This window comes from Bacillus sp. mrc49, from assembly GCF_002803435.1.
In genome coordinates this window covers 1-22,002 of sequence record NZ_PHNG01000653.1, presented here as the reverse complement: position 1 = coordinate 22,002, position 22,002 = coordinate 1, and the positions used below count along the sequence as shown (strand labels likewise).

The 22,002-nt window shown below is 43.8% G+C and carries 19 protein-coding genes, 9 tRNA genes, 2 rRNA genes and 1 riboswitch; of the genes, 6 read left to right on the top strand and 24 right to left on the bottom strand.

The annotated features are described in order from the left end of the window. Entirely contained in the window at window positions 1-1,437 is a 1,437-nt protein-coding gene (prpD, locus tag CVN76_RS08710; protein ID WP_100530936.1) for a 2-methylcitrate dehydratase, read from the bottom strand. A gap of 90 nt (window positions 1,438-1,527) precedes the next feature. Then, entirely contained in the window at window positions 1,528-2,655 is a 1,128-nt protein-coding gene (mmgD, locus tag CVN76_RS08705) for a citrate synthase (protein WP_100530935.1), read from the bottom strand. A 219-nt stretch (window positions 2,656-2,874) separates the two neighbouring features. Continuing rightward, a riboswitch (cobalamin riboswitch) is annotated at window positions 2,875-3,072 on the bottom strand. 217 nt (window positions 3,073-3,289) lie between these two features. Between mmgD and CVN76_RS08700 the strand changes: the two genes are divergently transcribed. From CVN76_RS08700 to CVN76_RS08690, 3 genes are read left to right on the top strand one after another with little or no spacing between them, the layout of a single operon-like run. Next, window positions 3,290-5,035, top strand: a complete 1,746-nt coding sequence (locus tag CVN76_RS08700; RefSeq protein WP_100530934.1) for an ABC transporter ATP-binding protein — start codon at window positions 3,290-3,292, stop codon at window positions 5,033-5,035. 27 nt (window positions 5,036-5,062) lie between these two features. Further along, on the top strand, window positions 5,063-5,737 hold the full coding sequence (locus tag CVN76_RS08695) for a response regulator transcription factor (RefSeq protein ID WP_100530933.1): 675 nt from the start codon (window positions 5,063-5,065) through the stop codon (window positions 5,735-5,737). Continuing rightward, on the top strand, window positions 5,734-6,756 hold the full coding sequence (locus CVN76_RS08690; protein ID WP_100530932.1) for a sensor histidine kinase: 1,023 nt from the start codon (window positions 5,734-5,736) through the stop codon (window positions 6,754-6,756). Before CVN76_RS08695 ends, CVN76_RS08690 begins: the two co-directional genes overlap by 4 nt. Window positions 6,757-6,872: 116 nt before the next feature. Here CVN76_RS08690 and pdxR read toward each other — a convergent pair whose 3' ends face one another. After that, window positions 6,873-8,285, bottom strand: a complete 1,413-nt coding sequence (gene pdxR, locus CVN76_RS08685; protein ID WP_100530931.1) for a MocR-like pyridoxine biosynthesis transcription factor PdxR — start codon at window positions 8,283-8,285, stop codon at window positions 6,873-6,875. A 102-nt stretch (window positions 8,286-8,387) separates the two neighbouring features. Here pdxR and CVN76_RS08680 point away from each other — a divergent pair, with 102 nt between their 5' ends. Both CVN76_RS08680 and CVN76_RS08675 read left to right on the top strand, forming a co-directional pair. Then, window positions 8,388-8,930 carry a pyridoxamine 5'-phosphate oxidase family protein gene (locus tag CVN76_RS08680; RefSeq protein WP_100530930.1) on the top strand — a complete coding sequence of 181 codons (543 nt, stop codon included), beginning with the start codon at window positions 8,388-8,390 and terminating at the stop codon, window positions 8,928-8,930. An 82-nt stretch (window positions 8,931-9,012) separates the two neighbouring features. After that, window positions 9,013-9,723, top strand: coding sequence for a diphthine--ammonia ligase (locus CVN76_RS08675; RefSeq protein ID WP_100530940.1), 711 nt, complete (start codon window positions 9,013-9,015; stop codon window positions 9,721-9,723). A gap of 200 nt (window positions 9,724-9,923) precedes the next feature. Here the strand turns inward: CVN76_RS08675 and CVN76_RS08670 are convergent, their stop codons facing one another. The 9 genes from CVN76_RS08670 to sigW all read right to left on the bottom strand — a co-directional run bounded on the left by CVN76_RS08670 (window position 9,924) and on the right by sigW (window position 18,799). Further along, window positions 9,924-10,808, bottom strand: coding sequence for a CPBP family intramembrane glutamic endopeptidase (locus tag CVN76_RS08670; RefSeq protein WP_100530929.1), 885 nt, complete (start codon window positions 10,806-10,808; stop codon window positions 9,924-9,926). Between the two features lie 156 nt (window positions 10,809-10,964). Then, the gene (locus CVN76_RS08665; RefSeq protein ID WP_100530928.1) at window positions 10,965-11,375 is read right to left on the bottom strand and encodes a DUF4275 family protein; all 411 of its coding nucleotides are present in this window, start codon (window positions 11,373-11,375) and stop codon (window positions 10,965-10,967) included. Between the two features lie 153 nt (window positions 11,376-11,528). Beyond that, the gene (gene glmS / locus CVN76_RS08660) at window positions 11,529-13,331 is read right to left on the bottom strand and encodes a glutamine--fructose-6-phosphate transaminase (isomerizing) (protein ID WP_100530927.1); all 1,803 of its coding nucleotides are present in this window, start codon (window positions 13,329-13,331) and stop codon (window positions 11,529-11,531) included. An 83-nt stretch (window positions 13,332-13,414) separates the two neighbouring features. Continuing rightward, the gene (locus CVN76_RS08655) at window positions 13,415-13,609 is read right to left on the bottom strand and encodes a hypothetical protein (RefSeq protein WP_100530926.1); all 195 of its coding nucleotides are present in this window, start codon (window positions 13,607-13,609) and stop codon (window positions 13,415-13,417) included. Window positions 13,610-13,798: 189 nt separating this feature from the next. Next, a complete protein-coding gene (gene glmM / locus CVN76_RS08650; protein WP_100530925.1) occupies window positions 13,799-15,148 on the bottom strand; it encodes a phosphoglucosamine mutase in 1,350 nt (449 codons plus the stop codon). Window positions 15,149-15,200: 52 nt separating this feature from the next. After that, complete coding sequence (locus CVN76_RS08645) at window positions 15,201-16,556, bottom strand: CdaR family protein (RefSeq protein ID WP_100530924.1); 1,356 nt, start codon at window positions 16,554-16,556, stop codon at window positions 15,201-15,203. Continuing rightward, window positions 16,549-17,373: a diadenylate cyclase CdaA gene (cdaA, locus tag CVN76_RS08640; protein ID WP_061143823.1), complete on the bottom strand. Its 825-nt coding sequence runs from the start codon at window positions 17,371-17,373 to the stop codon at window positions 16,549-16,551. Before cdaA ends, CVN76_RS08645 begins: the two co-directional genes overlap by 8 nt. Window positions 17,374-17,595: 222 nt before the next feature. Then, a complete protein-coding gene (locus CVN76_RS08635; RefSeq protein ID WP_061143824.1) occupies window positions 17,596-18,219 on the bottom strand; it encodes an anti-sigma factor family protein in 624 nt (207 codons plus the stop codon). Window positions 18,220-18,235: 16 nt separating this feature from the next. Further along, window positions 18,236-18,799, bottom strand: a complete 564-nt coding sequence (sigW, locus tag CVN76_RS08630) for an RNA polymerase sigma factor SigW (protein WP_100530923.1) — start codon at window positions 18,797-18,799, stop codon at window positions 18,236-18,238. Window positions 18,800-18,971: 172 nt separating this feature from the next. Here sigW and CVN76_RS08625 point away from each other — a divergent pair, with 172 nt between their 5' ends. After that, a complete protein-coding gene (locus tag CVN76_RS08625) occupies window positions 18,972-19,154 on the top strand; it encodes an aspartyl-phosphate phosphatase Spo0E family protein (protein WP_100530922.1) in 183 nt (60 codons plus the stop codon). A 139-nt stretch (window positions 19,155-19,293) separates the two neighbouring features. Here CVN76_RS08625 and rocF read toward each other — a convergent pair whose 3' ends face one another. From rocF to CVN76_RS08565, 12 genes are all read right to left on the bottom strand, one after another. Further along, window positions 19,294-20,196, bottom strand: a complete 903-nt coding sequence (gene rocF / locus CVN76_RS08620) for an arginase (RefSeq protein WP_100530921.1) — start codon at window positions 20,194-20,196, stop codon at window positions 19,294-19,296. Between the two features lie 189 nt (window positions 20,197-20,385). Beyond that, window positions 20,386-20,461, bottom strand: a tRNA-Ala gene (locus CVN76_RS08615). A gap of 20 nt (window positions 20,462-20,481) precedes the next feature. Beyond that, window positions 20,482-20,553, bottom strand: a tRNA-Gly gene (locus tag CVN76_RS08610). 3 nt (window positions 20,554-20,556) lie between these two features. Further along, a tRNA-Gln gene (locus CVN76_RS08605) sits at window positions 20,557-20,631 on the bottom strand. A 103-nt stretch (window positions 20,632-20,734) separates the two neighbouring features. After that, window positions 20,735-20,818: transfer RNA gene (locus tag CVN76_RS08600), tRNA-Tyr, on the bottom strand. 18 nt (window positions 20,819-20,836) lie between these two features. Next, window positions 20,837-20,912, bottom strand: a tRNA-Thr gene (locus CVN76_RS08595). Window positions 20,913-20,927: 15 nt separating this feature from the next. Continuing rightward, window positions 20,928-21,003: transfer RNA gene (locus CVN76_RS08590), tRNA-Val, on the bottom strand. A 17-nt stretch (window positions 21,004-21,020) separates the two neighbouring features. Beyond that, a tRNA-Glu gene (locus tag CVN76_RS08585) sits at window positions 21,021-21,095 on the bottom strand. A 31-nt stretch (window positions 21,096-21,126) separates the two neighbouring features. After that, window positions 21,127-21,199: transfer RNA gene (locus CVN76_RS08580), tRNA-Thr, on the bottom strand. A 3-nt stretch (window positions 21,200-21,202) separates the two neighbouring features. Continuing rightward, a tRNA-Asn gene (locus CVN76_RS08575) sits at window positions 21,203-21,277 on the bottom strand. Between the two features lie 45 nt (window positions 21,278-21,322). After that, a 5S ribosomal RNA gene (gene rrf, locus CVN76_RS08570) occupies window positions 21,323-21,438 on the bottom strand. A gap of 75 nt (window positions 21,439-21,513) precedes the next feature. After that, window positions 21,514-22,002 (bottom strand): 23S ribosomal RNA (locus tag CVN76_RS08565); the annotation flags it as partial.

Sequence of the window (22,002 nt, the reverse complement as noted above, 5' to 3'; positions counted from 1 at the left end):
TTAAATGATGAATAAGTCCATAAATTCGTTTACCTTCAAGTTCGAAAGAGCATCGGGCTCCAAGCACGCTTCCTGAATTCGGATTTGCTGTTTGTGCGAATAGTGCGTACTAATGTTATCAATGAATTTATTGGTTATTTTCGGAAAAGCTTCTTCTCTTCTAAACCGGTGCCCAAGCGGATATTCGCATTCGACGAACTCCGATACCGATCCGTCCTTATAGTAAATTTGGATGGCATTGGCGATCGAGCGCTTGCTCGGATCCAGATAATCCATTGTGTATTGCTCATTTTCGACGATCAGCATTTTATTCCTCAAGCGATCGATTCTCTCGTCGGCCGCCGCCTCATCCTCATAGTGGTCAGCTGTCACATCGCCGTGAATCAAACCGACTGCCGTAATATATTGGATGCAATGATCGCGATCGGCCGGATTGTTCAATGGCCCTTCCTTATCGATGATGCGAATGGCAGATTCATGTGTGGTGATTTTGATTTTATCTATCTCTTCAAGGCGATCCTTCACTTCCGGATGAAGTTTCACTGCACACTCCGCTGCCGTTTGCGCGTGGAACTCCGCCGGATATGATACTTTGAATAAGACATTTTCCATCACATAGGAATCGAGCTTGCGTGAAAGCTTCAATTCCTTCTTATTGAATAATACATCCTGGAACCCCCAGCCTGGCGCCGAAAGGGCTGTTGGATATCCCATTTCTCCTTTGAGGGCCATCATGGCCAACTGTACGGCCCTGCTCGTGGCATCGCCAGCTGCCCAAGATTTTCGCGATCCGGTATTTGGAGTGTGGCGATACGTACGCAAGCTTGAATTATCGATCCACGCATTGGATAATGCATTGATGATTTCTTCCCTCGTTCCGCCCAAAGCTTTTGTGACTACCGCCGCCGTAGCCACCTTTACAAATAGGACATGGTCTAGGCCAACCCGGTTCAGGCTATTTTCCAGCGCCAGCACGCCTTGAATCTCATGTGCTTTAATCATCATTTCCAGGACGTCTCTAACAGATAATGCTTTTTTCCCCTCCGCCATATTCACACGGCTTACGTAATCAGCCACCGCCAAGATCCCTCCCAAGTTATCGGAAGGATGTCCCCATTCCGCGGCCAGCCATGTATCGTTATAATCCAGCCAGCGAATCATGCAACCAATATTGAATGCACCCTTCACTGGATCCAGTACATATGAAGTCCCTGGAACGCGGGTCCCATTTGGAACGACCGTGCCGGGAACGACGGGTCCTAATAATTTGGCGCATTCAGGATAGTGAAGCGCTAAAATCCCGCAGCCGATTGTATCAAGAAGAACGTAACGAGCCGTTTCATACGCTTCATCGCTAATGATCTCTTTTTTCATTACATAATCCGCAATGTCTTCCAATAACACATCCGTTTGATTGATACCATTCGTTTTTAGCATTCTCATCTTCCCTTTCGTGGCAAATTTGTTTATTATAATGATGGACGTTGGTCAGAACGTCCATCTGGCGGGCTAGTAATCTACATTTCCTTAGTTGGAAATGACATTGCGGTTATGACGCTCGCCTATATAACTCACACGAGGTCGGAAGAGACGGTTGTTTGCGTGCTGCTCAATCACGTGAGCACATAAACCCACTGTTCTCGCACTGAAGAAAATCGGTGTATATATGGCAATGGGAAGGCCCAGCATATAGTAAACCGGCGCTGCATAGTAATCGAGATTCGGATAAAGGCCTTTTTCCCTTTCCATGATCACTTCCCCCGCTTCACACATTTTATAAAGCCGGTCATCCCCTTTGGCATCACAAAGCTGCTTTAATGCTTGCTTCATGATCAATGCCCTTGGATCCATTTTCTTCATATAGACGCGATGGCCAAACCCCATGATTTTTTCTTTATTTGCCAATTTCCCATCAAGCAGCCGCTCGAATTTCGCGACGGTACCCGCCTCCAAAAGCATGTACATGACCGCTTCATTGGCTCCTCCATGCAGGTTGCCCTTTAGGGAAGCTACAGCTCCCGTCAAAGCCCCATATAAATCGGAAAGCGTCGAGGCGATTACTCTTGCCGTGAAAGTGGAATTAGGCATTTCGTGTTCGCTATACAATAATAATGATTGGTCAAAGATTTTTTCTTCCATTGCCGATGGCACCTTGCCCGTGATCATGTAGTAAAAATTGGAACTATAAGATAGATCCTTATTCGCTAGAACAACCTCTTGCTTATTCAGGATTCGATAACTGTTTGCGACGATGGCAGGGACACTCCCTAATAATTTGTAAGCGCGCTCACGATTCACCGAGGAGGAACGATCATCAATGTTTGCATCATATCCAGCCAATGCTGAAATGCCTGTTCTGAGAGCATCCATCGGATGTGTTTTCCCCGGCAATAGCTTTAACAATTCCAGGATAGCTTCCGGGATTTCATATTCATTTTTCAAAGCCTGTTCAAGCCGCCCCCTTTCCGCCGCATTCGGGAGCCTATCGTGAAGCAACAAATGGACAATCTCCAAGTATCCCATCTTTTCAGATAAATCGATAAGATCATATCCTCGTATAACAATCTCACTCTGAACTGTATCCAGGAAAGATAGCTTTGTTTCAGCCGCTACAATCCCATCAAGCCCAGGGGAATAAGTTCCTTGTTCCTTCATCTTTCATTCCTCCTCTGAATAAGTCACTTTTTTGAAAGCGTTATCATAATTTGTCGGAATCTCTTGTAATTCAACGATTTTCCCATTAAACTGACATAAAAAAAACAACTTCCAGAGGAAGCTGTTAATTTACGAAGAGTACTCAAATAAACATGAGAAATGATCATAATTTTTCATGCCAAAAAGTCCGCAATTAACACCCCCTATCCTCGTAGGCACTTGATGCACATTAATTAGGCAGGTCTCCTGGCTTATGATCTTCGCTCTTCGAACCCTTCCCATTTCCAGTGCAGAAACAGTGGATATTTTTCGAATCGCTCCCAAATACAGTTGCGGGACAGCGTCGGAATCTAACCGACTTCCCTTTTAAGCAGATAAACAGGAAAATTCATCTGCACCTATTAATTTCATTATTTAATTTTCTACTTAAATATAACAAAATGTTCCAAATATTACAATTACCTTTTTTCAGTATCAAGCTCATGTTTGCATCGGCGCCTGCCTGTCCACATTAAAGGTAGCAAGGTGGTTCCTTTACCCATAACAAGCAAGTTATTAAAAATAGTTCATATTCAATTCATAACTTCTTTGTATACTACCGTTTATAATGAAGCTCAAGAAAGGATGTTAATAAATGAAACAGGAAAAAAAACAAAAAGGCTGGAGCCAGTTCATCCGATTGGTCCAACAAACGAAGCCTTCTAAAATAATGATCGGGATTGCATTACTATTAAGCTTAAGCACAACTGGCGTAAGTTTATTGGTCCCATTATTCACAAAAAATCTTATCAATGATTTCTCCCTCAGTTCACTAAATGCGGAACGGGTCACACTTCTCGTGCTTGCCATTATCGTTCAAGCATTGGCCAGCGGATTTTCCATCTATTTATTGAATAAGATCGGTCAATCTGTTGTCGCCGGCATCCGCGATCAACTATGGAAAAAATTGCTCGTATTACCCGTGGATTACTTCGATGAACATCCATCGGGCGAAACGGTCAGTCGGATGACAAATGATACAACGGTAGTGAAAGGCTTGATTTCGGAACACCTATCCAATTTCGTCACCGGAATCATTTCCATCGTAGGCGCCATGATCGTGTTATTTTTGCTTGATTGGAAAATGTCACTGTTGATGTTCATAGCCATCCCGCTCTCCGTTTTAATATTACTGCCACTCGGAAAAAAAATGCACCGGATATCGAAAGGGATGCAGGATGAAACAGCAAGCTTCACCGCAGTCCTCCAGCAGGTGCTTACGGAAATCCGGCTTGTTAAAGCATCGAATGCAGAAACCTTCGAATATGAAAATGGAAAAAAGGGAATCAGCCAATTATTCCAATTTGGTTTAAAGGAAGCAAAAATCCAAGCGCTGATCGGTCCGCTGATGAGTCTCGTCATGATGGCCCTACTCGTACTCATTTTAGGGTATGGCGGGATGCGTGTTTCTTCAGGGGCCCTGTCAGCAGGTGCACTAGTTGCATTCATCATGTATCTTTTCCAAATCATCATGCCCATGGCGCAATTGGCAGCTTTCTTTACGCAATTCCAAAAAGCTACCGGTGCCACGGAACGCATCATTGCCATCTTGGATTCTGAAGAGGAAGAAGATGCAAAGATGGAAGTTCAAAATTCCAGTCAAACCATCACGGTAGATCACCTGGATTATCGTTATCATGATGGTGAACAAGTGCTAAAAGATATCAACTTCACGGTTGAAGCAGGCAAGGTCACCGCGATTGTCGGGCCTAGCGGCAGCGGGAAAACGACCCTTTTCTCATTGTTTGAGCGATTTTATAAACCACAGCAGGGCTCGATATCCATAGGCGGGACATCGATAAACGATCTCACGCTTTACTCATGGAGAAGCCAGATCGGCTACGTTTCACAGGAAAGTCCGATTGTATCCGGTACGATTCGTGATAATATTTGCTATGGAATCGATCGCGATGTAACGGATGAAGAGTTAAATCAAGTCGCTAAAATGGCGTATGCAGATCAGTTCATTTCCGATCTTCCAAATGGCTATGATACGGAAGTTGGCGAAAGAGGGATGAAACTCTCAGGAGGCCAAAGGCAACGGATCGCCATCGCCCGGGCCTTTTTAAGAAACCCCAAAATCTTGATGCTGGATGAAGCCACCTCCAGCCTGGACAGTAAATCGGAACATGTCGTTCAGCAGGCATTGAATGATTTGATGAAAGGCAGGACAACGATCGTCATTGCCCACCGCTTATCGACCGTTATTGGTTCCGACCAAATCATCTTCCTCGAAAAGGGGAAAATTACAGGCAGCGGAACACATAAAGAGCTATATGAAACGCATGCATTATATCGTGAATTTGCACAGCAGCAATTACACAAGCTCGAGCTTGCTTAATTCATTCACCGAAAGGACGGAAGAAGGATGACAAAGATATTGATCGTCGATGATGATGCCCATATCCGCGAACTGATCCAGCTCTTGTTAAGAAAAGAAGGATTCGATCTGTATGTCGCCCCGGACGGACTTCAAGCATTGAGTATGATGGAGAAGGTGAAAATCAATTTAGCCATCATCGATATCATGATGCCTAACATGGACGGATGGCAATTATGCAAGGAATTGCGTGAATTCAGTGATATCCCGGTGTTAATGCTGACGGCCAAGGGCGAAACGTCGCAGAAGGTGAAGGGATTCGAACTCGGGGCCGATGACTACCTTGTTAAACCATTTGAACCGATTGAATTGGTCATCAGGATAAAGGCCTTGTTAAAACGTTATAAAATCACCAGTTCCCAAACATTGAATATCGGTGATTTACAGATGAACCGCAACACACATCAGCTGTCATTCAAAGGTGTGGAATATACGATTCCACTTAAGGAATTCGAAGTGCTATTTAAATTGGGAAGCTATCCTGGAAAAACTTTTTCAAGGGAAGAACTCATTGAAGACATATGGGGCTATGACTATGAAGGTGATGAGCGCACCGTCGATGTTCATATAAAAAGAGTGCGGGAGCGGTTCCCTGAATCAGGATTCCCGTTTCGGATCCGGACGATCTGGGGATTGGGCTACCGGTTGGAGCTAACCAAATGAATGTCCCCTTTTTTAAACGCATACTTGGCTTTTTGACATACACTTCCGTTTGTTTTTCAGCAGGTTACTTTATCATTCAGCTATTGCCTATAAAGCTATCCGGTTATGTCCAGTATTTACTGACAATCCTGACCAGCATCGCGATCATGATGCTCACAGGTTACCTGATCCATGCCTTCAGCCACAATAAACGCGTGAACATCTACTTGGAAATCATTAATGCATTAAGGAAGATTGCCAATGGCGATTATAATGTCCAATTGGACTTGAACATAGGTAAGAAAAACGAAATGACGGAAATCATAAGCCATTTCAACCATATGGCCAAGCAACTCAAGCAAATGGAGGAAATGCGCCAGGAATTCATCTCCAACGTCTCACATGAAATCCAATCGCCGCTCACTTCCATTGTAGGGTTCGCACAAGCACTTCAATCGAATAAGCTGACAATAGGGGAAAGCAATCATTACCTCCAAATCATTGAGACAGAGAGCAGGAGATTATCCAAATTGAGTGATAATCTCCTGAAGCTTACCTCCCTCGAATCCGAGCATCACCCTTTTGAAAGGGCGAACTGCCGGCTTGACCAGCAAATCCGCTCGATCATCTTGGCTTGCGAACCGAATTGGCTCGAAAAAGAACTCGAAATGGATATCTCCTTGGAAAAGGTTTCGATCTTCGCAGACGAAGATTTAATGAGCCAGGTATGGACCAACTTGATTCACAATAGCATCAAGTTCACCCGGCAGCATGGTACAATCACGATCAGGCTCCAACAAATTGATGATCAAGCTTCGATCACGATATCCGATACCGGCATCGGCATTTCAGAGCAAGATCAGTTCCACATTTTCGAACGATTCTACAAAGCCGACCTCGCAAGGGAACGCACAAAAAGCGGCAGCGGCCTAGGGTTATCGATCGTGAAAAAGATCATTGATATGCACGATGGATCGATATCCGTCAAAAGCGAACTCGAAAAAGGGACGACCTTCACGATCCTGCTTCCGATTTCGTGAAGGACACCAATAACCAGCTGACTTGTCAGCTGGTTTAATTCTATTTGTAAGTAAAGTTGCTTCAGGATGATATCCGACCATCGCTCACATTGAATGACTTCTGTCCTTTCAATGCCTTATAAATCTGAAAACCAAGCATTTCGAAGCACGGAAATTCCTTCTTCGATCTCCTCTTCAGAAAGGCCGCCAAAACCGAGCATCACCAATGATGGCTCCGTCTCCTTTCCATCCAGCCAATAAGAAGACGTCTCATATACCCTCACTCCAGCTGCTTTTGCCTTGTCCACCAATTCTGCTGTAGACGTATTTTTAACCTTCACCAACAGATGGACTCCCGCCTTTTGGCCGATGATTTCCACGAGGTTCCCCATATGCTTGTTTAATGCAAGTATAAGAGTTTGATGCTTCTTCTGGTACACTTTTCTCATTTTCCGAATATGGCTTGTAAAGTGTCCCTCATTCATAAATACATATAATGCTTTTTGAATGATCGGCGAAACCGATTGGCTATAAGGACTGCATCTGTGATGGTATACCCCCAATAAACGTTCTGGCAAAACAATATAACTCATTCGTGCTGCAGGTAAAAATGATTTGGAGTAGGTACCTAAATAGATGACGCTCCCATTCGTATCCAAAGCTTTTAAAGATGGGATTGGTTGACCTTGATATCGGAATTCACTGTCATAATCATCTTCTATGATAAAGCTGTCATTATGCTTGGCCCACTCCAATAATGACAACCGTTTCTGGATTGGAAGCACCATCCCATAGGGGAATTGGTGGGAAGGTGTAATGTAGGCAACTTTGGCTTTACTTTTCCTTAGCCTTTCTATATCCATTCCATCCTGTTCAAGACTTATCGGTTCAATGGACCATCCATGATTGTTGAAGACGGCTCGGGAACCGCCATAACCTGGATTCTCCATGGCGACGGATTGGCCTTGGGAATGGAGCAATTGAAGAATAAGGCTGAGTGCATGCTGTGTTCCTGAACAAATCACGATTTGCTCCATCGAGCAACGGACCCCTCTTGATTGAAAAAGATAATTAGTCAATTCAATACGAAGACCAACATCCCCTTGTCTTGGCCCGTACTGCAATAACTGTTCAGGTTCCTCCAGTAACGCTTTATTCAAGCACCGCTTCCAAAGCTGAAGCGGAAAATTTTCAATATCGATGTCCCCATATTTGAAGTCATACTTAACTGGTGTGTCATGATCGACCGATACTTTGGGATTCATTTGCTGCTCTCGGGAAAAAGGTGACAGAAGCGATTGCTCCAAAGGCAGCACCGTTAGCCCGATTCTTGGTCTGCTTTCCAAATAGCCTTCCGCCACCAATTGCTGATAGGCATTATCCACCGTATTTTTACTGATCTTTAATTGCGCTGATAAATAACGGATCGAAGGCAGGCGGGAACCCTGCGGTATATCCCCCTCTTCTATCCCTTTTTTTATGTATTGATACAGCTGAACATAAATGGATACGCCATTCTGCTTATTCAGTAAAGGATTAAGCTCTAACATAGTACCTCCAGCTGTCCCCATCCGTTTCAAAGAAACTGTCACTTTTTAGATGGACAATATTTTAATACACTCATTATATCTTATTTGTAAGGAGAGATAACAATGAAACAATCGATTAGATATCGACAAAGAACCTGCACGAATCAAGCACAGATCCATGATTTCTTATCAAAGGCCCAGACTGGCTTCTTAGGATTGGTTGATCGTTTAGAACCTTACGTCATTCCCTTGAACTTCGTCTGGAAAGAAGGAAGCTTCTTGTTTCATGGTGCAGCCGCAGGAAGGAAAATAGACATCCTGAATACGAACCCACATGCTTGCTTTACGGTAAGTGAGAATTACGGAACGATGGTCGATCCCATCCCGGCAAATACGGATACTGCCTATATGAGCGTTATTTCGACAGGAACCATCGAAATCCTCAAAGACTTGGATGAAGCCACCAGTGCCATGCAGGCTTTACTGGATAAATATGTACCGAACTATTATGACTCCCCCTTATCCAAAACACATGTGGATAAATACCGCTCATCCCTGGGCAGCCAAACCGTCCTATTCAAAATCACCCCTCTCACGATAACGGCAAAGGAAAATGGATTAGATGAACGAAAGGAATACTATCCTGGGCGAACGATCCATGATTGAACATACAATAACTTCTTTTTTACTAATCCATTCGTGATAAAATCAAACAATGAAACGATTACATTTAGGGGGAAAGATGGGGATGACAGAAACGAAGGATTGGAAGAATGGTGCCCACGGATATAAATTCATCGCTTCTTTTAGCGGAGGAAAGGATAGTGTTCTGGCCCTTCATAAAGCGATGAAGACCGGTGAAGCGGTCGGACTGATCGTCATGCTGGAGGAAGAAGGGAAACGGTCCAGATCCCATGGAATGCCGCCGGAACTCATCCAGGCCCAAGCGAGATCGATAGGCTTGCCGGTATACACGGCCGCTGCCAGCTGGACAGATTATGAAAAGGAATTCATGCGCCTTTTAGCGGATGCCAAGAGCCAAGGAGCAGAAGTGTTGGTGACTGGAGATTTGGATATGCCCGAACACGGCTGTTGGAATGATAAAGTTGCTGCGAATGCTGGATTGAAACTCGGGATGCCCTTATGGGAGATGGACCACCGCGAAGCTGTCGAAGAGTTCATAAACCTAGGATTTGAAACGATGATTGTAACGGTGAATCTTGCACTTGGAATGCGGGAGGACGATTTAGGCCGCACGCTGACCCATGAATACGTGCAGGAGCTTGTAGCCCGGGGAATCGACCCTTGCGGAGAAGGCGGGGAATTCCATACCACAGTAATTGATGGACCGCTCTTCCAAACACCGATCGCTGTTCGCAAAGGCGATATCCTCAGGGACGGAGAATACGCCTTTTTACCTTTGGAGCTAGACGAGACGGCGGATAGGGAGATTGTTTAAAGTATCCAACAATAAATCCTTCATAATCTCCGTGGGCGGTATTATATGCAGGCAAGCTCACCAAAAAAACTTATGCACCATGGATAAAGCCCAAAAGCGTTATGTTTTGGGCTTTAAAGTTTTACTGGAAATCCTGCCAGATGCTTTTAATTGCCAAACCGCATTTTCTTGAGCACTAACAGTCATCGGTTCCCGACCATTCATTTTAATGCCTTTATAATATAAAGTGTTAGGAGTATTACATACATCAAAAAAAACAAGGTAATGTATCTATCAAAGAATTTAACTTTTTCACTATGGAAAGAATTATTTTTTCTTATTTTTATAAATAAGTAAGTTGATATAGATAGAAATAATATTAAACCAGTTATCGTCGTAATTGGAGACACCATTACTTTAAAATAAGTTTCAGTAACCTTTTCAGGGAAATGCATGATGATCCTCATTATTTCATTCACTAAAAAGTGATAAAAGATAGCCGGAACGATACTTCCCGTATAGATGGTTAAGAGTGCAAAAGAGATACCCATGACAAATGCGAAAACCAAGTTCCCCACCGTCATATGATATAGGCTAAAAATAAGAGCACTTAAAATTATGGCCGGCTTTATGTTCATTTTCTGATATTGTTTTAATAATATACCCCTAAAAAGTATTTCTTCACTAATCGCCACTGAAAAGCCAATCATGATAATGCTGAAAAAACTTATGTTTTGATTACTCTCCATAAGTGTACCAACAATCATTTCCGCAGTAAGCCATTCGCCCGTTAGTAGATAATATTGGGTCCTATCAAAAAACATAGTGAGCATGTGAGCGATGATGCCCATTAAAATACCAAGAAGAATATATTTTATATGTACCTTTTTTAGCCTAATGCTGAATAGACTTATTTTTTTCTTTTTTAAGTAAACAAAAAGCATATAGATAATAATCAGTTTACTTATCAAGAAAAATGATGGCTTGCTTATTTGCAAAGAAAGTTCTTGTAATATAAGTTGTAAAAAAGGAAAAATAATCATAATTAGTATCGTTATATATAATATTAATATAAAGCGATGAATTTGCTTAATATCAGTATTCATTTTTACCCCTTTGTAAAAACCCTTCTAAAGCTACTTTTCCATTTCTTTGTTCTGTTTAATGGGAAAGGACATTAGAAAAGGAGGAGATTCTACAGAATTATTATACCTACGTCTTATCAATAACCAAGGCATAAGGAGTTTCAAATTTGGAACACTTTAATTCATAATAAAATATGGACCATATTCTTTTTCGTGTGTCATAATAAATGTCCATTTTCCCTCCCAATCCAAAACATAGATATCGCCGTAATACATATCTAAACGATCATGAGGTAAATCTTCAACCACTAAACTTTTTGCATCTTCTATTAAATATGCCTCGTCTATAAATTGATAAAAAATCGCACACTTTTTCTTATGTTGATTTTTGAAAAGCTCTACAGCTTCCATATTAACGGCACAATTGGTAGCTCCCCAACTACATAAATGCCATAGGAAACTATCTAAATAAATACTATCCTTCTCTGCATTGGTTAAGTGATTGGCAAAGGTATTTTCCCATGACTTACGCAAATATTTACCCCATTTAGGAATTTCCAGTATTTTTAATTCTTTTCTAAAGCTCATACTTATCCTCCCTCCCTCGAATGACTGGCTACACTCTTTTCAAAAAAATAAAAATAACCTCTATCAGCCATAATGCCGAAGAGGTTATTTTACATTATCTATCATCAAACTTTTTTACAATGCGACAACAATTACGCTGCACTCATTCCAAGCTTACTCAACCGTTACACTTTTTGCAAGGTTACGTGGTTTATCCACGTCGCATTCGCGGTGCAGGGCGGCGTAGTAGGCGATGAGCTGCAACGGGATAACAGAGATAAGGGGTGTTAATAGTTCGTGCACTTCCGGGATGACGAAACGATCATCCTCTTCTTCAAGCCCCTTCATCGAAATGATGCAAGGGTTGGCGCCTCTCGCAACGACTTCTTTGACGTTGCCGCGGATGCTTAAGTTGACGCCTGCTTGCGTGGCAAGGGCGATGACGGGGGTGCCTTCTTCTATCAAGGCAATCGTTCCGTGTTTAAGCTCACCGCCAGCAAAGCCTTCCGCCTGGATGTAGGAAATTTCCTTCAGCTTGAGCGCGCCTTCCAGGACAACATAGTAGTCAAGGGAGCGGCCGATGAAGAAGCAGTTTCTTGTAACGGACAGGTATTCATGGGCAATGGCCTCCATCTCTTCTTTCGAGTCGCATAGGGCTTCCATGGCTGTCGCTACGATTCCAAGCTCTTTTACAAGGTCGAAGTCATATTCCAGGTTACGGAATTGGCCAGTTACATTTGCAAGTATGGACAACACGGCCACTTGAGCTGTATAGGCTTTTGTTGAGGCAACGGCAATTTCAGGGCCGGCATGCAGCAAGAGCGTATAATCCGCTTCACGTGATAATGTGGAGCCAGGTACGTTTGTAATGGTCAGCGCTTTATGGCCGAGTGCTTTGATCGAAACCAATACGGCACGGCTGTCAGCCGTTTCCCCGCTTTGCGATATGAAGATGAAAAGCGGTTTTTTCGATAATAACGGCATATTGTATGTGAATTCCGATGCCACGTGGACTTCAACTGGAATTTGAGCCATATTTTCGAGGAATTGCTTACCAATCAATCCTGCGTGATAGCTAGTTCCGCAAGCGATGATATAAATGCGGTCCGCCTCACTTACAGCTTCAGTAATGTTATAGTCGATTGCAAGTTTGCCTTCTTCATTTTGGTACGCTTGAATGATTTTACGAATGACAGCTGGCTGCTCGTCGACTTCTTTCAGCATATAGTGAGGGTACGTTCCTTTTTCAATATCACTTGCATCCAGTTCGGCAGTATATGGAGCACGCATAACTTCTTCGTTGGAAAGATTCTTGATCGTTACCTTTTCTTTCGTCACGATGACCATTTCTTTATCCATCAGTTCGAGGAACTGATCTGTGACTTGCAGCATGGCCATTGCATCCGAGGCGACAACGTTAAAGTCTTTTCCGACACCGATCAGCAGCGGGCTTTTATTTTTCGCGACAAAAATGGTTTCATCATTTTTGGTATCCAATAGGGCAATCGCGTATGATCCTTCCAATAACGTGAGTGTTTGACGGAATGCTTCTTCCACTTCCATGCTATCATTTACGAACTTCTCGATAAGTTGAACGATGACTTCCGTATCCGTTTCACTTTTAAAGGCAACATCCTGCAAATATTCACGCTTTAGAATCGCATAGTTTTCAATGACCCCATTATGGACTAATGTCAAGCGACCTGAATTGCTTTGGTGAGGATGGGCATTTTCGCGGCTTGGAATACCATGAGTGGCCCAGCGCGTATGTCCAATTCCCGTATGTGCAACCGTATTTTCGTCCACGGCTCCACGCAGGTCGGCGATTCGTCCCTTTTCCTTAAAAACCGTTACGCCCGATTCATTCTTCACGGCAATACCAGAAGAGTCATATCCGCGATATTCGAGCTTTTCAAGGCCTTTTAATAGGATTTCCTTCGCATCATTAAGTCCAATATATCCAACAATTCCACACATAATTTCCGTTCCTCCAACCGATCCGAGGGAACAGGAATGCACGGGGGCATCCCTGCCCCCTCATCTCTAATATATATTTTTTATTAAGGAAATGCCCAAAAGCATTTATCCCATTGTGCATTTCCAATCCTTTGTGCAGTAAGTTGCCCCACTGTTTTAAAATTGGAATTACTGCGGCTGTGCACTTCAGCCGGGAGGTATCCGCCGAACATTCGATAAACCTCCTCCTCGTCAACTAAGCCATTCTCGACCAGGCTTAGTTCAGGCGCTTTTGTCAATCATTTCTCTCCTTGCCTACCCTCCTTTTTGATACAACCTTCATTTAGAAGAGCGGTTGTAAATCAGGATAATCATACCTTAAACAAGGGACAAAGGTCAATTCTTTATTATCATGGCTCATAAAAAAAACCATTCTTTATAAAAATATGCATAAAAGGATTTTTCGTTCCTTTTATGCATAAGATTGGTTATTCGTTCAATCCCATTTCCGCTCTAACAACTGCGACGATGCGATCGACATAATTCGTGCATTCCTCAGCAGTCGGTGCTTCGGCCATTACACGTACAAGCGGTTCAGTGCCGGATGGTCTCACCAAAATGCGGCCATTCCCGTTCATTTCCGTTTCAACTTCCTTAATGACTGCCTGTACCTTCTCATTATCGGTAACAGCATGTTTATCGGTTACTCTGACATTGATAAGCGTTTGTGGATACTTCTTCATCTCACCGGCAAGCTCGGATAGACTTTTTTTGGTATCGCTCATGATATTAACCAGCTGCAAGCCCGTCAATAGACCATCACCCGTCGTATTATAGTCGAGGAATATGATGTGTCCGGACTGTTCACCGCCAAGGTTATAGCCGCCTTTTCTCATTTCCTCAACCACGTAGCGGTCTCCCACTGCCGTTTGGGCACTTTGGATATCATGCTCTTCCAGACCTTTATAAAAGCCAAGGTTACTCATGATCGTAGAAACCACGGTTCCTTGTTTCAGGCGATTGTTTTCTTTCAGGTATTTCGCACAGATATACATGATTTGGTCGCCATCCACTACATTCCCCTTTTCATCGATGGCAATGACGCGGTCTCCGTCCCCGTCGAAAGCAAGGCCAACATCCGCCCCTTTTTCTTTAAGGAATTCAGCAAGTGCTTCAGGGTGAGTCGAGCCGACCTTATCATTAATGTTCAAGCCATTTGGCGATGCGCCCATCGTGGAGATGTCCGCATCAAGGTCCGCGAACAAATGCATGGCCAAGGATGAGGTCGCTCCATGAGCACAATCAAGCGCAACATGTATGCCCGTAAAGTCTTCGTCCACTGATTGTTTCAGGTACTGCAAATACTTTTGACCGCCTTCGAAATAATCGTTTATATGGCCTAGATCGCCGCCGACGGGACGAGGAAGTTCATCCTTATCCATATCTAACAGTGTTTCAATTTCCGCTTCTTGATCGTCGGATAGCTTGAAGCCATCAGGTCCAAAGAATTTAATGCCATTATCGGCGACTGGATTATGCGAAGCTGAAATCATGACGCCAGCTTCAGCACTAAGGGCCTTTGTCAAATAGGAAACTCCCGGTGTCGAAATGACGCCAAGGCGCATCACCTCTGCCCCAATCGATAAGAGACCGGCAACAAGTGCACCTTCCAGCATTTCACCTGAAATGCGTGTATCGCGCCCTATTAGCACTTTGGGTTTTTCTGTATTTTTAGTAAGGACGTAGCCACCAAAACGGCCTAGTTTAAATGCCAACTCCGGTGTCAATTCGCTATTCGCTATACCCCTAACTCCGTCTGTTCCAAAATATTTACCCATCTTAATCGCTCCTTCTTTAGATCTTACTGAATTAAATGATGTTAAAGGAAGTTCATGTCTCTTCGTCTTTTGGAGTTATGGAAACAGAGATCGTTTTAGAACCCAGCTCCCAATCCAATCCCGCGGGCGCATTTACCGCCACATCCACATCATGCGTACCTTCATCTAAATTGCTTAAATCTACTGTAAGATTAATGTCGTCTTTCGTGATATTCTTCAATTCGTCGGCCTCGCCTTGAAGCGTGATGCTCGTGACATCGGATTCCAATTTAGCATCTTGGCCCTCCTGTATGCCCACAGGCTCTATTTTGACATTGTTGAATGTCTTGGATTCAATGGGAGCCGGTTCATCTTCTTCGACTGGTTTTTCTTCCGGCTCATCTTCTTCGGCCGGTTCTTGCACTACCTCTTCATCATCCACTGGATCTTCAGTCTCCTGATCGACATCGACTTTTTCCGTGCGAATTTTGACCTTGGCCTTACCTAAGGACATTTTTTGAACACTTTCCGGTTTTGTAAGATCAAGCTCCAGTTCTGTATCCCCATCAATTTTGGAGATATTTACAGGAAGCTTCAATTGACTTATTTCTTCCAGGTTCGACTCCGATCCAAATAAGGTGACCTCGGCAGGGTCGACACTAATGCTCTTAATCCTGATGCCATCCTTTGCCTTCCCGGTTTGCTTTGGTGCGATGGAAACCGTTTTTGAAGGGATGCTCACCTTCAAGGATACGGCAACTGAAGCAGGCTCAATCGTCACATCCAACTTATTCAAGTCCCGGTCAAGTGCCTTGACGGTTGCTTTTCCGTTTACCGTTTCGTTCAGGCCCTTGCTTATTTCAAGGTTTGCCTTTACATAGGAAATTTGTTCGATGGCGTCTTTAGCGCCCGTTATTTTGACCGTTTGCGGGCTCACTGTCGGCTGCCCAGCAGTATACCCATCTTCAAGCAAGGAGGTATTATACTCAGCCTCAACCTTGAAATCCTTCGTCACTCGTTCCTGAACATTGACTTCTGCATATTCCGGATCGATTGTCGCCACCAGTTTTTCATTCAAATCACTTATTTTGAATGTGACCGTCCTATTCCCCATTGAAATTTCGGGATCTGACAGGTCTACATAAACCTTGAAGCCCCTTTGGTTTTTAGCGTTGATCAATAGGCTTTTGGCTCCCTTTAAAGTCACATCTACCGTTTCCGGCACTCCGCTTACCACTAGGTTTTCACGGTCATAATAGACTTCAACCGGCACATTCTCAATGGTCTCCGTACTGATTTCAGGGGCGGTGGATAAACCAAGGGATTTTTTATCCGACTCCATCTCAAAGTTAATGGAAATGAACAGAAGTGCTGCCAAGGCAAACGCTACGATTCTCATAAACCATGCACTATTGGTGAATTTATCCATTCTTTTTCCCCCTCCAATTCCAGATACCTGAGGAAGTTGTTTTGATGTTTTCCACTACGAGCTCACTTGTCAGCATCGCCCTGAAAGATTCTTGATCCAAATCCCTGTAGAGCTCACCATTTTTAGTAACCGATATCCCGCCCGTTTCTTCTGAAACGACGATCGTGAGACTATCAGTCACTTCGCTCATGCCGATCGCGGCCCTATGCCGTGTGCCGAGTTCCTTTGAGATGAACGGGCTTTCCGATAAAGGAAGGTAGCAGGCTGCAGCGGCCACCTGATTATTCTGCAGAATGACTGCACCATCGTGAAGCGGCGTATTAGGTATGAAAATATTAATGAGCAGTTCTGAAGAAATATAGGACTTTAGAGGAATCCCCGTTTCAACATAATCCCCAAGCTCCGTTCCCTTTTCTATCGTGATCAAGGCCCCTATCCGCCTCTTCGCCATATATGTGGACGCCTTCAGGATTTCTTCTACTAAACGCTCTTGCTGATTCTCTTCCGGTACGGTGCCCCTTGAAAAGAGCTTACCGCGTCCCAATTGTTCAAGTGCCCTTCTCAGTTCCGGTTGAAAAATGACGAGAATTGCCAATACTCCCCAATTCATGACTTGTGCCATTAACCATCCAAGTGTATTGAAACCAAACAGGTTGCTTAAGCTTTTTACAATGACAATCACAAAAATTCCTTTTAGCAGCTGAATAGCCTTCGTGCCTCGAATAATAGTTAACAATTTATATATCACAAACCAAACAAGGAGAATATCAATGAAATTTACTACATAGTCCCAAACATTCAAATTGGATAAAGACATGTTGTTTCCTCCAGTCAGTATTACTCCAAATAACAATTACAATCGTTATGTAATAACCTTAATAGTATACCATTTTTTAAATGAGACTTCTAAAACTAGTGTGAGAAATTTACTTGGCCGATTCGGCACACGTAAATAATTATCCCTCCCCACCCTTAAAAGGAAAGCTGAGCGGAGTTCATCGCATATGAAACACGATGTCCCCGCTCAGCTCTATAGCTCCTATTCATTTTTCCCCTCATGCGAAGGAATCAATGAGGTTGCCGTATCCTTGACCTTATACCACATCCACTCGAAAGCTTGGTCAATGACATGGATGCTTCCTGTCACATTTCCTGCCTTGGACATATACTTATGTCCATTTATGACTGTGACATCTCCCTCTACTTCACCATCTATTTGGATATTGCCATTTTGAACCACGACATTCCCCTCGATCGTTTCACCAGCAGGCACAATGACCGTTTCGCCTTCAACCACTAAATTGGGCTGCTTGGATACCGAAAAATGTTCGTCCTGATTATAAGTGGAAAAAACGGAGCCGGTCATCAAAATAATGAACATGGCTGCCGCTGTCATGAAGGGATGGCTTTTAAACCAGCGTTTGGCACCCGTTGTTTTCGTTTCCTTTGGCAATTGAGCCATAACCTTCGCTGTGAAATCATCCGGCGCCTTAATATGGGAAGTGCTTTGTACTAGGGCTACCGCCTTTTTCATTTCATGAAAGTATGCTTGGCATTCCGCACACTCATGCAGGTGCTCACGCAGTATTTCTTTATGCTCCGGTTCTATGTCTTCATCTAAATAATCATGCATATATTCAATGATTTCCTCATGGCAGTTCATTTTTCTCACCTACTCTTTATAAATGGCGTAGTTGTTTACGCAAGGCTTCCCGACCACGATGTATTCTTGTCTTGACAGTGCCGACTGGCAAATCGAGTATTTCACTTATTTCCTTTAAAGATAGCTCTTCAATATACTTCAATACGATGACCGATCGATATTTCTCGGGCAATTTCATGATTTCCTCTTGGATCGTTTCCTGCAGTTCTAAAGATTCAGCCTCTTCCTCGGGCTTTGCCATATTCGATGCAAGCTGGGAGTACATATTCAATCCCTCTGTTCCAGCAACTTCAGCATCGAGATAATAATCCGGTTTCTTCTTGCGAAGGCGATCAATACAAAGGTTAGTCGCAATGCGATATAACCATGTAGAAAATTTCATATCAATATTGAAGCTGCGGATGTTCACAAAGGCCCTAACGAAAGCCTCTTGCGCCAAATCTTCAGCTTCTTGCCTGTTTCCAAGCATTCTGAAACATATCTGGAAAACTTTGTCCTTGTATATTTCGACAATTTCTCCAAATGCATTATGGTCTCCCTTTACTACTTGATTAATTCTCTCTTTAATGAGTGCATCCATTTTCCAGTATTACCCCCGCTCATGCGGCTATACGATTATTACGAATCGTAAGCTAAAAGGTTTCAAAATTTTAATACATTAATTTTAACAAAGTTTTACATTTAATGTTTAAGAAAAAAAAAACAGGGTTATATAGTAAGAAATTGTAAAATTCAAGGGAGTGGATCTCTTTATGACTGCTGAACAAATTTTAGACCATATTGAACAATACAGACAAAAAATGATGATTTTGGCTTCCCGCTCTTCGATGGTGGATAATGAAGTGGTTGAAGTAAGCAGCAAACTCGATATATTGATCAATCAATACCTCCACTTAACAAAAGGCAGGAGTCTTAAGGACAGACGTGCCCTTTGAAAATGAAAATGTGTTTGCAGCCATTTATGTTTAGAAATGTTCCAGTTACATACACCCAGGAAAATAAACTTACGCCTTCTAGCATATAAAAAACAGTAACCCATTACAAGCAGGTTACTGTTTTTTTATATTTCATCGATTATAATAGCTTTTCACCAAATAGGGAACCCATTAGAGCAACGGCAACGATCGCCGTTTTATTTCGCTCATCCAAAATCGGATTCACCTCAACGAACTCCGCCGAAGTAATCAAATCGGCTTCCGCGAGCATTTCCATCGCCAAGTGACTTTCCCTATAACTAATGCCGCCAATTACCGGGGTCCCTACACCTGGAGCATCTGCCGGGTCAACCCCATCCAAATCGAGTGATAGGTGGACGCCGTCAGTTCTTTCCCTTAGATACTCTATGCATTCTTCCATGACCCGTGTCATTCCGATACGGTCGATTTCATGCATGGTGTAGACTTTAATTCCTTTATCCCGTATAAGCTCCTTTTCCCCGTCGTCCAAAGACCTTGCCCCAATGATCACGATGTTTTCAGGTTTCACCTTAGGAAAGGATCCATGGATATGGATTAGGTCTGGGTGCCCAAGCCCTATACTGACAGCAAGCGGCATTCCGTGAATATTCCCTGATGGCGACGTGTCCTCCGTATTTAAATCTCCATGGGCGTCGTACCAAATCACCCCGACGTTATCATGGTGCTTAGCTACTCCCGCGAGCGTTCCTATCGCGATTGAATGATCTCCACCCAATACGAGTGGAAAAGAGCCGCTTTCGATTATTTCATCTACTCTTGCAGCCAACTCACTATTACTCGCCGCAACAAGTGAAAGATTTTTTAAATTCGTTCCAGGATCGTTGGCATTCTCAGGGCGGCCCACCGCGATATCTCCTAGATCCTCTACTTCTATATTTAAATGTTCAAGGCGCTCGATAATCCCTGCACAGCGAATTGCACTAGGTCCCATATCCACGCCGCGCCTTGCTTGACCTAGGTCCATGGGCAATCCAATGACTGAAATTTTCTGAATAGACATATAATTCCCCCTTTCCCTCATTTTATATCGTAAGCACCTTATGGTTCAACCGGACACTCCCATGTATAAAAATGCAGGCTTCACAGTTCATTCTCTGCGGATCGCAGTGATACAAATAGGCCTTTTAAAAATAAAAAAAAGCCTTAAGCCTGGCAGGCTTAAGACGTAAATTTTGGTGTATGTAGATAATGGTGGAGCCTAGCGGGATCGAACCGCTGACCTCCTGCGTGCAAGGCAGGCGCTCTCCCAGCTGAGCTAAGGCCCCAAAGGGGTTATGGAATATAAAGCGGAAGACGGGATTCGAACCCGCGACCCCAACCTTGGCAAGGTTGTATTCTACCACTGAACTACTTCCGCATATGGCTGGGCTAGAAGGGATCGAACCTTCGCATGACGGAATCAAAATCCGTTGCCTTACCGCTTGGCTATAGCCCAATATATGTTATGTATTGATTATATTCAACAAAATAAAAAGGTGGTAATCATATATTTCCCCATTAAAGAGAATATATAACTAATCCACAGGATTTCATTGAGATGGTGGAGGGGGGCAGATTCGAACTGCCGAACCCTAAGGAGCGGATTTACAGTCCGCCGCGTTTAGCCACTTCGCTACCCCTCCGCAATATATGGTTGTACATGGTGCCGGCAAGAGGACTTGAACCCCCAACCTACTGATTACAAGTCAGTTGCTCTACCAGTTGAGCTACACCGGCAAATAAAGGTTAAAATGGTGGAGGATGACGGGATCGAACCGCCGACCCTCTGCTTGTAAGGCAGATGCTCTCCCAGCTGAGCTAATCCTCCGGATTTAAAATGATGAATGGTGACCCGTACGGGATTCGAACCCGTGTTACCGCCGTGAAAGGGCGGTGTCTTAACCGCTTGACCAACGGGCCGGACTTTATTGTGTTCATAGATAGATTGGGAAGCTCCCAAGCGGATTCGAACCGCTGACCTCTTCCTTACCATGGAAGTGCTCTACCTACTGAGCTATGGAAGCATATGGCTCCGCAGGTAGGACTCGAACCTACGACCGTTCGGTTAACAGCCGAATGCTCTACCACTGAGCTACTGCGGAATAATATAATGTTTCCTAAAACCCATTTAAAGATTCAAATGAATAGCCTGGCAACGTCCTACTCTCACAGGGGGAGACCCCCAACTACCATCGGCGCTGAAGAACTTAACTTCCGTGTTCGGAATGGGAACGGGTGTGACCTCTTCGCCATCACTGCCAGACCATATTCATTTTTGAAGAATTTTCATTCCTTCAAAACTAGATAATAAGAAGGTATTTCATTTTTTTCAGAAGCGTTGGTTAAGTCCTCGATCTATTAGTATCAGTCAGCTCCACATGTCGCCACGCTTCCACCTCTGACCTATCAACCTGATCATCTTTCAGGGATCTTACTAGCTTGCGCCATGGGAAATCTCATCTTGAGGGGGGCTTCATGCTTAGATGCTTTCAGCACTTATCCCGTCCGCACGTAGCTACCCAGCTATGCCTTTGGCAAGACAACTGGTACACCAGCGGTGCGTCCATCCCGGTCCTCTCGTACTAAGGACAGCTCCTCTCAAATTTCCTGCGCCCGCGACGGATAGGGACCGAACTGTCTCACGACGTTCTGAACCCAGCTCGCGTACCGCTTTAATGGGCGAACAGCCCAACCCTTGGGACCGACTACAGCCCCAGGATGCGATGAGCCGACATCGAGGTGCCAAACCTCCCCGTCGATGTGGACTCTTGGGGGAGATAAGCCTGTTATCCCCGGGGTAGCTTTTATCCGTTGAGCGATGGCCCTT

What these genes read in the sequence shown, in the direction of transcription:
- prpD (WP_100530936.1), bottom strand. Translation starts at nt 1,437, where the DNA reads ATGCTAAAAACGAATGGTATCAATCAAACGGATGTGTTATTGGAAGAC.
- mmgD (WP_100530935.1), bottom strand. Translation starts at nt 2,655, where the DNA reads ATGAAGGAACAAGGAACTTATTCCCCTGGGCTTGATGGGATTGTAGCG.
- CVN76_RS08700 (WP_100530934.1), top strand. Translation starts at nt 3,290, where the DNA reads ATGAAACAGGAAAAAAAACAAAAAGGCTGGAGCCAGTTCATCCGATTG.
- CVN76_RS08695 (WP_100530933.1), top strand. Translation starts at nt 5,063, where the DNA reads ATGACAAAGATATTGATCGTCGATGATGATGCCCATATCCGCGAACTG.
- CVN76_RS08690 (WP_100530932.1), top strand. Translation starts at nt 5,734, where the DNA reads ATGAATGTCCCCTTTTTTAAACGCATACTTGGCTTTTTGACATACACT.
- pdxR (WP_100530931.1), bottom strand. Translation starts at nt 8,285, where the DNA reads ATGTTAGAGCTTAATCCTTTACTGAATAAGCAGAATGGCGTATCCATT.
- CVN76_RS08680 (WP_100530930.1), top strand. Translation starts at nt 8,388, where the DNA reads ATGAAACAATCGATTAGATATCGACAAAGAACCTGCACGAATCAAGCA.
- CVN76_RS08675 (WP_100530940.1), top strand. Translation starts at nt 9,013, where the DNA reads ATGACAGAAACGAAGGATTGGAAGAATGGTGCCCACGGATATAAATTC.
- CVN76_RS08670 (WP_100530929.1), bottom strand. Translation starts at nt 10,808, where the DNA reads ATGAATACTGATATTAAGCAAATTCATCGCTTTATATTAATATTATAT.
- CVN76_RS08665 (WP_100530928.1), bottom strand. Translation starts at nt 11,375, where the DNA reads ATGAGCTTTAGAAAAGAATTAAAAATACTGGAAATTCCTAAATGGGGT.
- glmS (WP_100530927.1), bottom strand. Translation starts at nt 13,331, where the DNA reads ATGTGTGGAATTGTTGGATATATTGGACTTAATGATGCGAAGGAAATC.
- glmM (WP_100530925.1), bottom strand. Translation starts at nt 15,148, where the DNA reads ATGGGTAAATATTTTGGAACAGACGGAGTTAGGGGTATAGCGAATAGC.
- CVN76_RS08645 (WP_100530924.1), bottom strand. Translation starts at nt 16,556, where the DNA reads ATGGATAAATTCACCAATAGTGCATGGTTTATGAGAATCGTAGCGTTT.
- cdaA (WP_061143823.1), bottom strand. Translation starts at nt 17,373, where the DNA reads ATGTCTTTATCCAATTTGAATGTTTGGGACTATGTAGTAAATTTCATT.
- CVN76_RS08635 (WP_061143824.1), bottom strand. Translation starts at nt 18,219, where the DNA reads ATGAACTGCCATGAGGAAATCATTGAATATATGCATGATTATTTAGAT.
- sigW (WP_100530923.1), bottom strand. Translation starts at nt 18,799, where the DNA reads ATGGATGCACTCATTAAAGAGAGAATTAATCAAGTAGTAAAGGGAGAC.
- CVN76_RS08625 (WP_100530922.1), top strand. Translation starts at nt 18,972, where the DNA reads ATGACTGCTGAACAAATTTTAGACCATATTGAACAATACAGACAAAAA.
- rocF (WP_100530921.1), bottom strand. Translation starts at nt 20,196, where the DNA reads ATGTCTATTCAGAAAATTTCAGTCATTGGATTGCCCATGGACCTAGGT.